14 protein-coding genes are annotated in these 11,694 nt (G+C 40.5%); 8 read left to right on the top strand and 6 right to left on the bottom strand.

The annotated features are described in order from the left end of the window. The 3 genes from KIT27_11740 to KIT27_11730 all read right to left on the bottom strand — a co-directional run. Window positions 1–399: hypothetical protein (locus KIT27_11740; GenBank protein ID MCW5590319.1), on the bottom strand; the 399-nt coding region annotated here is incomplete at its 3' end. Between the two features lie 124 nt (window positions 400–523). Then, window positions 524–1,639 carry a hypothetical protein gene (locus tag KIT27_11735; GenBank protein ID MCW5590318.1) on the bottom strand — a complete coding sequence of 372 codons (1,116 nt, stop codon included), beginning with the start codon at window positions 1,637–1,639 and terminating at the stop codon, window positions 524–526. 100 nt (window positions 1,640–1,739) lie between these two features. Beyond that, complete coding sequence (locus KIT27_11730; GenBank protein ID MCW5590317.1) at window positions 1,740–3,059, bottom strand: hypothetical protein; 1,320 nt, start codon at window positions 3,057–3,059, stop codon at window positions 1,740–1,742. A 161-nt stretch (window positions 3,060–3,220) separates the two neighbouring features. On the opposite strand from KIT27_11730, the gene KIT27_11725 reads away from it, so the two are divergent. Genes KIT27_11725 through murA form a run of 7 tightly spaced genes read left to right on the top strand, consistent with a single transcriptional unit; the run spans window position 3,221 to window position 7,742 of the window. Continuing rightward, entirely contained in the window at window positions 3,221–4,030 is an 810-nt protein-coding gene (locus KIT27_11725; GenBank protein ID MCW5590316.1) for an ABC transporter ATP-binding protein, read from the top strand. Continuing rightward, on the top strand, window positions 4,023–4,805 hold the full coding sequence (gene mlaE, locus KIT27_11720) for a lipid asymmetry maintenance ABC transporter permease subunit MlaE (GenBank protein ID MCW5590315.1): 783 nt from the start codon (window positions 4,023–4,025) through the stop codon (window positions 4,803–4,805). Before KIT27_11725 ends, mlaE begins: the two co-directional genes overlap by 8 nt. 2 nt (window positions 4,806–4,807) lie before the next feature. Then, window positions 4,808–5,290 (top strand): outer membrane lipid asymmetry maintenance protein MlaD, encoded by a 483-nt coding sequence (gene mlaD / locus KIT27_11715; GenBank protein MCW5590314.1) that lies wholly within the window; start codon window positions 4,808–4,810, stop codon window positions 5,288–5,290. A gap of 25 nt (window positions 5,291–5,315) precedes the next feature. Beyond that, entirely contained in the window at window positions 5,316–5,918 is a 603-nt protein-coding gene (locus KIT27_11710) for an ABC transporter substrate-binding protein (protein MCW5590313.1), read from the top strand. Continuing rightward, window positions 5,899–6,198, top strand: coding sequence for an STAS domain-containing protein (locus KIT27_11705; GenBank protein ID MCW5590312.1), 300 nt, complete (start codon window positions 5,899–5,901; stop codon window positions 6,196–6,198). Before KIT27_11710 ends, KIT27_11705 begins: the two co-directional genes overlap by 20 nt. Before the next feature lie 6 nt (window positions 6,199–6,204). Beyond that, entirely contained in the window at window positions 6,205–6,456 is a 252-nt protein-coding gene (locus KIT27_11700; GenBank protein MCW5590311.1) for a BolA/IbaG family iron-sulfur metabolism protein, read from the top strand. Window positions 6,457–6,461: 5 nt separating this feature from the next. After that, window positions 6,462–7,742: a UDP-N-acetylglucosamine 1-carboxyvinyltransferase gene (gene murA / locus KIT27_11695; protein MCW5590310.1), complete on the top strand. Its 1,281-nt coding sequence runs from the start codon at window positions 6,462–6,464 to the stop codon at window positions 7,740–7,742. A 235-nt stretch (window positions 7,743–7,977) separates the two neighbouring features. On the opposite strand, the gene KIT27_11690 is transcribed toward murA, so the two are convergent. The 3 genes from KIT27_11690 to rluD all read right to left on the bottom strand — a co-directional run bounded on the left by KIT27_11690 (window position 7,978) and on the right by rluD (window position 11,142). Next, window positions 7,978–9,345, bottom strand: a complete 1,368-nt coding sequence (locus KIT27_11690; GenBank protein MCW5590309.1) for a Do family serine endopeptidase — start codon at window positions 9,343–9,345, stop codon at window positions 7,978–7,980. A 91-nt stretch (window positions 9,346–9,436) separates the two neighbouring features. Next, the gene (gene pgeF / locus KIT27_11685) at window positions 9,437–10,186 is read right to left on the bottom strand and encodes a peptidoglycan editing factor PgeF (GenBank protein MCW5590308.1); all 750 of its coding nucleotides are present in this window, start codon (window positions 10,184–10,186) and stop codon (window positions 9,437–9,439) included. After that, window positions 10,183–11,142 (bottom strand): 23S rRNA pseudouridine(1911/1915/1917) synthase RluD, encoded by a 960-nt coding sequence (gene rluD / locus KIT27_11680; protein MCW5590307.1) that lies wholly within the window; start codon window positions 11,140–11,142, stop codon window positions 10,183–10,185. Before rluD ends, pgeF begins: the two co-directional genes overlap by 4 nt. 49 nt (window positions 11,143–11,191) lie before the next feature. On the opposite strand from rluD, the gene bamD reads away from it, so the two are divergent. Further along, window positions 11,192–11,694 (top strand): outer membrane protein assembly factor BamD (gene bamD / locus KIT27_11675; GenBank protein ID MCW5590306.1); only part of this gene is annotated, 503 nt, incomplete at its 3' end.

Genomic DNA, 11,694 nt, shown 5'->3' with positions numbered 1-11,694 from the left:
ATCAATGAGTAAAGAAAAACTTGGCTTTTTAAGATTTAGTTGTTCATAATTATTATTAATCCAGAAAACACCATCTTGATATGCTGCATTGCCCTCATTGATTACGATAAATAATTCCTCATTATCTTTTAATCCCCAATGAAATTTTTTATTTGAATCATTTTTGAATGTTGAAAATTTACTGCAATATATTTCACTTATTCTTTTTTCATCTGCGGGATTTAACAATTGTATGTCTTGATCAAATATAATGGAGCAGCGATTAGTTTGATTGCCAACAGAACTACTAGAACTAGAGGGATAAGAACCACTTGAAGTCTGTATATTGATTGAGGTTTGATCTCCAGAAGAATTCGAAGATGAACTTGAGGACGAATTTAATGACGAGCTACTAAACATTATTTTTCTCCAATTTTAGTTTGAACGTTATTAAACCAGATTTTGTACAAAATTGCATCTTTCGCAATAGCGATATTCAAGCCACCGAGGCAGGAAATTCCTAGTTTTTTGTTGGCACATCTGATCACTTAAAATTCAATAGATTAGGTAAGGTATTAACGGATGATGAAGCTGGTGCAATTTGCTGCGAAGAGCTGGGATTTGCATTCTGCTCCAGACTACTACCGGGTTTTCGACGTACTAAACGGGGTCTCCGCTTTTTTGCGGAGCCGGATGAAGAAGCGGGGTTTCCAGCACTAGCATAAGCAAATGAGGATGAAGAAGATTGCCATGCTGTAGTTGGAGTTTGGGATGTTGGAGTTAAACTTGCAGTATTTTTGTTTGACCCAGAAAAAAAAATTAGATTTGACGCGGTGGAGATTGAATTTGAGGAGCTATTGCTAATTGATAGATTTTGTAAAGAAGGTAAAGATTCAGTGGCCATTCCCGAACTTAAGCTATCATTTTCTTGTTGTTTTAAATTGTCTAAGAATTCATCTGCTGGTTCGGCTATGGCAGTTAATTTTTTTAATAAGGATTCATGATCAATAAAATCATCTTGATCGAAAAACATGTTTTTAAAAATAAGTTGAAAATTTTCGCCAGAAAAGTCGTTAATAGAAAGAAAAAACTTGTTACCTTTCAGTGGTGCTTGTGAAAATGCTTTTTGATGAGGTACGCAACGTAACTGTAATTTTGAAAATAAGTTTTGATTTTCGATAAACTTGGTTAAAAAATATTTCATAATTCCAGATGAATGGTTATGTAGTGATTGATGTAAATAAAAAAAATAACATGTCAGAAAATTATTTTTTAAATCCCAGCCAAACTGAAGGTATACTGGAATATTTTCTGGGTTGGACTCGCACTCATCGATATAGTAATTATTTTTGTGTATTTTAGAGGTGGTGAATGCTATGTTCAATAGTATAAAAGTATTACTGGGAAGTTCAAGTCCAAGATTTTCATAGAGTTCTTCATTAATTGGATCTTGGCAGCAATCTATGGTGAGTCCTATTTTCTTTGATGGACCTGGAAATAGATTTGTCAAGTAGTTAGTGGAAAAATGTGAGCATAATTCGCTGAATAATTTCAGTATAGTTTCATCGGAACATAATTTTGGTGAATTTTTTTTAATCGGGTTACTGTTCAAAAAATAAAAACCATCATCTTCGTGAAGAAAATATGTATTACTTTGCATAGCGTAAACTCCGTATCTTGATCAGCTACTGGTAAATCACTAAGGGCATGTTTTTAGCCGTTAGTGATTTATTGTGTTATTAGGTGAAGTTAGACATATTTTAGCCGTCACTGCTGGAGTCCTTTTTCAGTCTTGGCGAACTATGAGAAGAATTTGTCGAGGTGGAAGTTGTATTAGTGCTGGTGTTTTGATTATTTCCTGATTTGATAGTTCCTGATGGGCTGGTTTCTGAGGCGGTTGATGAAAATAGTAGTTGTGAAATATTACTGCTGTATATCTGGGTTGAGGAGGAAGAAGCTCCCGTAGTCGAAGACGAATTAGAAGAGCTTGCTGAATTATTTGAATCAGAAGATGAGATTGCTGTTGAGGACAGATTTGTTTGAGCTGGGCTAGCCGTAGTAATACTCAATGTATTAAATATTTGCTGAATAGCTGTTGATGTATTCTGATCATCTTCAGATTCTATTTTAGACGTAACCTCTGATGACTGCTGCACCTCTGATGACTGCTGCAAGCTGGGATGGATGGAAAATTTTTCTAACAAAGTGACAATTTTACAATATATCACTACTTCAATAGTTTTATCTTCCTCATCCTCATCCTCATCCTCATCCTCACTTGGAAGAATGTTTTTCTGAATTAATACTTTTGAGAATTTTTTAGCAAAATACCCATGGTAATCGTTGTGATTAAAATCTTTTATTGAGTGGACATATATTCCGCCATTGTCTGGAATGGCTATTAACCAATTAACTTGGGGCAATAATCGAAATTTTAATAAACTTAATAATTCTTTATTTCGTAAAAAACTCGTGAAAATATAGTTCATAATATGATTGGCTTTCTTCCTTAGACATTCGTTTAGATGAAAGTAAGGGATTGTAAGAAGATGATTCTTGGGATCGTAGACTAACTGGATATACAAAGGAATATCAGCATCTTCAGCTTCAGAAGCACCATAATAAGCATTAGTATCATTTTGTGCGTCTTGGTGAATTTCTTCAGTCGTTACTGCAATATTTATTAATATCGAAGTATCACCTTCAGGTATATCAAGCTCTAATGTTTGGTATGCTTCTGCAGTTGGCACTAATTCGCCAAGATCTACTAGACTAACTCCAGATTTCATTTGTGCTTTATTGGCTAAAGACGAATTTTGTATAAGACCTTGTAAAAAGTTTTGAAATAATTGTGCAAATATAATTTTAATTCGATCATCAAAAAATAAATCTTTTGGGTTGGGGCTTAGTAAACCCATGCAAACGCTATTATTATTTTTAGGGTCACTACAGGTAATGGTTTTATTATCTGGATTGTATGAGGTAATTATTAAGAAAGAGTTGTTCGAAGGTCTCGTTGCCCCTGAAAAGAAAAAATCTTGATTAAGTGTATTCTCTGTATTGTTGCCTTGACCTAACATAACGATGAGTCCTATTTTTTTTTAGAATCCGCACTATAAAACAAATTTCACTCAATTGCACCTGGACAAAGTCTAAGAGCGAATAAAAATCGCCATCCTGTGGTCATCCTCCTCACTTTGTGTTAGCTTAACCCTTATTCTCATTTCATTTTTAATCAAGCATGGCTGTAGAGACGGTTGTAACCATTGACAATCTTACTTTTGGTTGGGGCGAGCGCACGATTTTTGATCGGGTTAGCCTTAGTATCCCGCGCGGGCAAATTATTGGCGTGATGGGACCGAGTGGTTCTGGTAAGACGACGTTATTACGTTTAATTGGCGGGTTATTGACGCCAACACACGGCAGTGTGAGTGTCTTTGGGGAAACGCTTCACCACCTTTCGCAACGCAAACTCTATGCATTGCGTGAACGTATGGGGCTTTTGTTTCAACACGGTGCCTTATTTACTAACCTTTCTGTTTTTGACAATGTCGCGTTTCCTTTGCGAGAACATACTCAACTTTCAGAAAATCTAATTCACGATATTGTGTTAATGAAGTTACAAAGCGTGGGTTTGCGTGGAGCGCGCGAATTAATGCCCGCGCAACTGTCGGGTGGAATGGCTCGGCGGGTGGCGTTAGCGCGCGCGATTGTGCTCGATCCCGAATTAATCATGTACGATGAGCCTTTCACCGGACAAGATCCTATTGGGAAAGGCGTCTTGGTGAAATTAATTAAAACCATTAATCGCACCCTGGGAATGACCACCATCTTAGTGTCACATGACGTGCAAGAAACCTTGAGCATTGCCGATCATATATTTATTATTTCCAACGGTCGTTTGATTGCCTCCGGTACACCAGAAGAAATTACGAAAAGTCGAGAAGCTAGTGTTCAACAATTTATTCAAGGTGATGCCGATGGCGTGGTGCCGTTTCATTATCCTTGCCAGGATTTACGTAACGATATTTTGGGGGTAGGGCGTGATTAAATCTATCCGTATTTTAGGCCGCAGTGGTATTGGTTTTTTAGAAAAACTTGGACAATCAGGATTATTACTTTTTAATACGCTGGTAAAACCCCCGCGTCCCGTGCAAAGTTTTAATTTACTCATCCAACAAATATATTCAGTGGGCGTATTATCATTAATTATTATTGTTGTTTCTGCATTATTTATTGGTCTCGTTGTGGCCTTGCAAGGATTTTATACCTTAGTAAAATTTGGCACTGAACAAGAACTCGGGCAATTATTGGCATTGAGTGTGGTGCGCGAACTGTCTCCGGTAGTCACCGCATTATTATTTGCTGGCAGAGCAGGCTCGGCATTAACCGCAGAAATTGGCTTAATGCGCGCGACTGAACAACTCGATAGCATGGACATGATGGGCGTTAATCCTTTATGGCATGTTATTTCTCCGCGCTTATGGGCAGGCATTATTTCCATGCCATTATTGTGCGTGATATTTAGCGCAGTTGCCATTTATGGCGGCTATTTAATTGGGGTATTATGGCTTGGCGTCGATAACGGATCGTTTTGGGGCAATATGCAAACGGCAGTGAATTTTCATTATGATATTATTAACGGCGTGATTAAAAGTATGGTGTTTGGTTTTGTGGTTACGTGGGTTGCGGTATTTCAAGGATTTTTTAGTCAACCTACGGCTGAAGGGGTGGCAAAAGCTACCACAAAAACGGTGGTGTATTCTTCGTTATTAATTTTAGGTTTAGATTTTGTTTTAACAGCAATGATGATGGGGGGCTGGTAAATATGCGCAAAGCCATGGTGGAGTTAACAGTGGGCTTATTTATGCTGCTCGCGATTTTAGCATTATTATTTTTAGCTTTTCGTGTGAGTGGCATTAGTCATATTTGGCACGGAAAAACGTATACCATTAGCGCCGATTTTCAAAATGTCGGCGATTTAAAAGAAAATGCCGCGGTGACCCTTGCCGGCGTTAAAATTGGTCAAGTCGAAAAAATTCAACTGAATTCACAAACGCTCGATGCCAACGTCACCATGGTGATTGACGATAAATACAATCAAATTATTGCCAGCAATGCAAGTGCCAATATTTACACCGCCGGTTTATTAGGATCTAACTATATTGCGATTATTCCAGGATACGCAGACGATCCTGATGCGAAACCGCAGTATTTAAAAAATGGTTCCCATTTGCAAAATACGCAACCGGCGATTATTTTAGAAAATTTAATTGGGCAATTAATGTTTAATTTAAAAAATAAATCTTAAATTTTAAATCTTAAGGAGTTATTGAATGAAAAAAGTCATAGCAGGGTTTAGTATCCTTTTTTTAAGTGTGTTTATCACTTCCGTATTTGCCGGCGCTGCCACGAATGTGATGCGCCAAGTCGCTGATTCCATGATTGCGCAATTAAAATCGAAACAAATTGCTATGAAAAGTAATCCTCAAGCGGTTTATAGTTTAGTACGTCAAACGTTTTTACCTCATGTCGATATGAATTTAGTCTCGCGTGCGGTTTTAGGTCAAGGGTGGACAAAAGCAAACGCTGCGCAACAAAAACAATTTATTAATCAATTTACGAATATCGTTATTGGCACCTATGCGCAAGCCTTAGCTTCCTATACCAATGAAAAAGTGGTGTTTACTCGCGAAATACCGCAATCAGAAAACACCGTGCGCGTCGATAGCCAAATTATTCGCACGCAAGGCCCCAGCATTCCCGTGAGTTACCGTTTAATTAATCGCGGTGGACAATGGAAAATATACGATTTAATCGTCGAAGGCGTGAGTTTAGTGCAAAGTTATCGCTCACAATTTCGTGATATTTTAGCCCGTCAAGGCATGTCAGGTTTATTAAATACCATGGTAAAACACAATGCAAAATTTCGCACTTAGCGTAAACAATGATTGTTTAATCATTGAAGGTGAATTAAATTTTGCGACGGTGAGTGAAATTGCCAAAATGGCCACCGCAATTTTCCAAACGCAATCGATTGCGGTTATTGATTTAGCTAAAGTGACGTTTGCTAACAGTGCGGCCTTAGCCTTGCTATTGCAATGGCAGCGCGAGGCCACTAAGCATTCGCAAGCTTTGGTCTTTCGTCATTTACCGCACGACTTATATAACATCGCCAAAGCGTGCGATGTTGCCGATTTAATTTCAATAGAGCAGTAGAACGTCATGCAAGAAACAAAATTACAACAACTTTTACAAACGCATTTACCCGATTGCACGGTGGAAGTGAGTGGTGATGGTCATCATTTCGATGCCAAGTTGATTGGGGAATGTTTTCAGGGGTTGCGCACGGTTGCACGTCAACAAAAAGTGTATCAGATAGTCGGTGAATTAATTCGCAGTGGAGAATTGCATGCGTTAAATATTCATGCGTATACTAACGCTGAATGGGCAACGAAAAATCGAGCACAAGGATAGGGATCATGAATAAATTACAAATCATTGGCGGCAAACCGTTAAACGGAGAAATTCGCGTATCAGGAGCTAAAAATGCAGCGCTGCCAATTATTGCCGCAACGCTATTGCCATCAGAACCCATCACCATTTCTAATGTACCTCATTTACGTGATGTCACCACAATGATGGAATTATTGAGCACGATGGGTGTGCAACTCACCATCGATGAATTAATGAATGTCACTATCGATCCGAATTTCATTCACTCTTACGATGCTCCTTATGATTTAGTGAAAACCATGCGCGCCTCGATTTTAGTATTAGGGCCTCTTGTTGCCCGTTTTGGTGAAGCACGCGTATCGTTACCCGGTGGCTGTGCGATTGGATCGCGACCTGTCGATCTCCATTTGCGTGGATTGGAAGCGATGGGCGCAGAAATTGAATTAAAAGACGGTTATATTCATGCGAAGGTCAAAGACCGTTTGCAAGGTGCAAAAATCGTATTTGATACAGTCACCGTCACCGGTACTGAAAATATTATGATGGCAGCCACCTTAGCCAAAGGTACCACGATTTTAAAAAATGCTGCGCGTGAACCGGAAGTCGAAGATTTAGCGCATTGTTTAAATCAATTAGGTGCAAAAATTACTGGCGCTGGCACCGCGACCATTCAAATTGAAGGCGTGGAAAAATTACACGGTGGAAACTATCGTATTTTGCCCGATCGCATTGAGGCTGGTACCTACTTAGTTGCCGCGGCAATTACGCGCGGAAAAATTAAATTAAAAAATATTAATGCCTCGATCATGGAATCTGTATTATTAAAACTGCAAGAGGCCGGTGCAGAAATTAATACTGGTGATGATTATATTGAATTAAATATGTATGGAAATCGCCCGCGTGCGGTGAATATTTCCACAGCCCCTTATCCTGGTTTTCCAACCGATATGCAAGCCCAATTATTAGCATTAAATACCATTGCAGAAGGTTCAAGCTTAATTACCGAAAACATTTTTGAAAATCGTTTCATGCACGTGCAAGAATTACGACGCATGGGTGCTGATATTCAAGTGCAAGGTAATTCGGCATTTTGTCATGGTGTGGAATATTTAACCGGCGCGCCAGTGATGGCGACTGATTTACGCGCCTCAGCCAGTTTAGTTTTAGCAGGGCTCGCTGCACGCGGCACCACCATTGTCGATAGAATTTATCACATCGATCGCGGCTATGAATGTATCGAAGAAAAATTAAGCCAACTCGGCGCCAATATCCGCCGCATTTCCAGCCACGAAGAAGCGCAGCCGTAGCCTGGAACGGAGAGTAGCCGTAGCCTGGAACGAAGCGCAGCGAAGATCCAGGATCTTCACCCTAAAAAATCATAAATTCTCTGCATCACAAAATAATTTTTAAAGCATGTTGACCGTTTGCAATGGCTTAATTTTTTTGCAGGGTAGTTTCCTGGATCTACGCTGCGCTTCGTTCCAGGCTACGGCTGCGCTTCGCTCCAGGCTACGGCTGCGATCCGATCCAGGTTACGCCAAACTATGGAATCACTAAATAAAACGATCCATCATCGCGCATCACATGTAATAAAAGATGTTGTTGTTCTTTATTGACGATAGCTTCCAGCGCTTGGATATTTTCGGTGGGTTGATGATTGGCGGAAATAATCACATCACCCGGACGTAACATCGAAGCCCAGGCATCACTGAGTTGATCGACATAATTGACACGCGCGCCTTTGACATGTCCACTGCGTAAAGTAATTTGATCAAAATTACTTAAACTAACGCCAGCGAGTAACGAATCGTCATTATCCATCATACTCATTTTTAATTCTTTATCGCTTAATAATTTAGTACGAATGGTTTGTGGTTTATTATTGCGTAAAATCGTGAGTGATACGCTGGTGTCGGGTTCCATTAAGCTAATTAAATTGCGAACTTCATTGGAATTATCGACAGGTTGATCGTTGACCTTGGTAATAATATCACCGGCTTGTAACCCTGCTTGATCAGCCGGAGTATTTTTATTCACTTGAGAGATTAATGCGCCTTTGGCATTGGGTGAACCAAAACTATCGGCTAAATCCGGGGTGAGGTTTTGCACTAATACACCTAATAACGCGCGTTTAATTTTGCCGTGTTTTAATAAACTGTTCATCACTTGTTGCGCAAGATTAATGGGGATGGCAAAACCAATGCCGATATTACCGCCATCAGGCGCTAATATTGCAGTATTTAATCCCACTAATTGACCATTCATATTCACTAACGCACCACCCGAACTGCCGACATTAATGGCGGCATCGGTTTGAATAAAATCTTCATTGCCTTCAATGTGAATGGAACGATGCAAGGCACTCACGATACCAGAAGTTACGGTTTGTTTTAAATTAAAGGGTGAGCCGATGGTGGCGACAAAATCGCCGACTTGTAAATTATTGGAATTACCCAAAGGTATGGCGGTTAATTTGGTTGCATCAATTTGAACTACCGCAATATCAAAACCCACATCATATCCTAAAATTTTACCTTTATAGCGACGACCATCGTTTAAGGTGACGGTAATATTATCGGCCTGATAAATCACATGGGCGTTGGTTAAAATATAACCGTTAGGCGCATCCACAATCACGCCTGAACCAATACTAATGAAATGCCCATCTTGGTTTTGGCGATTTTGATCGGGCGCGGGATTGGTGAAGGGATTGCTTTCCGTTTTATCTTCGCCCTCGGCATAAATATTCACCACGCCTGGCATCACTCGATTCAGCATGGTGGTTAATTGATTTTGATTTTGATTTTTAGCCGTCGGGGGATTATTAGTGTTGAGCATAGCCGATTGACCCGCAGCAAAACACAACGAGGTGCAAAACATTAACACGAATGTAGAAAGCAATGATTTCATGAAGTCATCTCTAGTAAGGTAAAGCCTTGGCTCAAGCTTAACCCATTTGTGAACAAGCGTAAATCCTACTGGTCGATTTAGAAACAAAAATTTAGGATGGTCGTTCCAACCAAATTAAGCTGGCTTGGCGCCCAGTCATGTTGTTGCGACGATAAGAGAAATAGTGATCGGGATTTTGATAGGTGCAAATATCTCCGCCGTAACACTGCGGGATACCCAATTTTTCACATTGATAACGGGCGATCCAGGGTAAATTTGCTAACCAATGGTCAGGTGTTTGGCTGGGTGTAAACGCTGCATGGTAATCGGGATGCAGCATTAAAAAACGTTCGCGAAATTCGTTATTGACTTCATAAACAGCACCACTAATACCAGGGCCTATCCAGACTAATAATTCCCGAGGAGGTGCTTGAAATTTGTTACACGCATTATTAATAATTCCACTGTGCAAGCCTTTCCAGCCTGCATGAACCGCTGCCACTTCGCGTCCGTGAATATCGGTGATTAATAGCGGTAAACAATCGGCAGTTAAGACGATACACACGCGTTGGGGATGCTGAGTGTAACAGGCATCAGCCGCGGGGAGAGTCGTTGGATTTTTTTCTGCATCTATCACAATGTTACTATGAATTTGCTGTAACCAATTAGGCGGATGCGGTAAATAGCCTTCTTTAATTAATAATTCGCGATTTTGTTGAACGTGGATGGGGTTATCGTTAACGTGATCGCCTAAATTGAGTCCGGCAAACGCGCCTTCCGAAAATCCATCTCTGCGTGTTGTGGCGAAGGCTTTTACCCATTTGGGCGCTGGCCATTCTGGAATAATACAGTGAAGTTTCATGAGTGGGAATTATCCTCGGTTAAGACATTTAATAACTCCGCAAAACAAGCGGGAATTTCCGCAAACCACTCATAACGCACGTGATGTCTGGGGTGAATAATTGCTAATTTTCGTGCGTGCAGAGCTTGCTGGCGATAATTTTTTAACTGTGTAATTAACTGCTCGCTGGCATTTTTGGGTAAGCGTAAACGACCTCCATAAACCGGATCGCCCACGATGGGATAGCCTAAATGACTTAAATGCACGCGAATTTGATGGGTGCGTCCCGTTTCCAGTTTCACAGTAAGTAAGGTGTGAGCCGGAAAACGCTTTTCAATAAAATAATGTGTGATGGCTTCTTTTCCGCCCTGTTCGGTTACCGCCATACGGGTACGATGATGAGGATGTCTTGCGATAGGTAAATCGATTTTCCCTGGCGTGCGCAATTGGCCTTGAACAAGTGCCACATATTCACGCTCAAATTCCCGCGCCTGCAATTGCCGGACTAACTCCGTATGCGCCACTAAATTGCGCGCGATGATGAGTAATCCTGAGGTATCTTTATCTAAGCGATGAATAATCCCAGCGCGTGGCACTTGGGAAAGCGCGGGATCGTAATGGAGCAGGGCATTTAATAAGGTACCACTCATAACGCCAGCGCCGGGATGAACCACAAGGCCAATCGGTTTATTAATAACGATAATATCGTTATCTTCATAGACAATATTTAATGGAATGGATTCAGCGACCCATTCCTCATGATTTTCTGCGGGCGCTGTGATAATAATTGTTTCCCCGCCTTGCACTTTATAACGTTGTGGTTTATTTTCTCCATTGATTAAGACGTAACCCTGTTTTAGCCAAGATTGCAAACGTGATCGTGAGTGATGGGGGAATAATTGACTTAACACCCAATCGAGGCGATTGCCACGATACTCAATGGGGACGATGTTGTGTAAGTTAGTAGTGTTGTCCATAGATTTTTTACGGTATACTCGTGCCTTTCTCTGTTAGGATGATGATTGAATGAATAAATTACTGCTCATAGTTACCTTTGCGTTAACGCTGACTTTAACCGCGTGCAATAGTAGCATATCGGTTGATCCTTTAGCTAAATATCGTGGATTTTCGGCCAAAGAATTATATTACGGTGGCGAAAAACAATTAGCTAATGGTAATTATGGAACGGCTGCGCAATATTTTGAAGCGCTCGATGCGAATTATCCTTTCGGCGATTATAATCAACGCGCGCAACTCGACAGTATTTATGCGTATTACATGAACGGGGATTCACCCGAAGCGGTTGCGGCAGCCGATCGCTACATTCACTTGCATCCACAAGCCAAAGATGTGGAATACGCCTACTATATGCGTGGTTTAGCGAATTTTAATCAGTATCAAGATTTCTTCGTGCGCACCTTCCGTTACGATTTATCCAAACGGGATTTAAGCGCCTTAAAACAATCGTATGCCGATTTTCTTTCACTGATTACGCTATTTCCCAATAGCCAATACGCACCCAACGCACG

This window comes from Legionellales bacterium (assembly GCA_026125385.1).
In the GTDB taxonomy this organism is placed as follows: domain Bacteria; phylum Pseudomonadota; class Gammaproteobacteria; order JAHCLG01; family JAHCLG01; genus JAHCLG01.
This window is presented reverse-complemented; position numbering and strand designations above follow the sequence as displayed.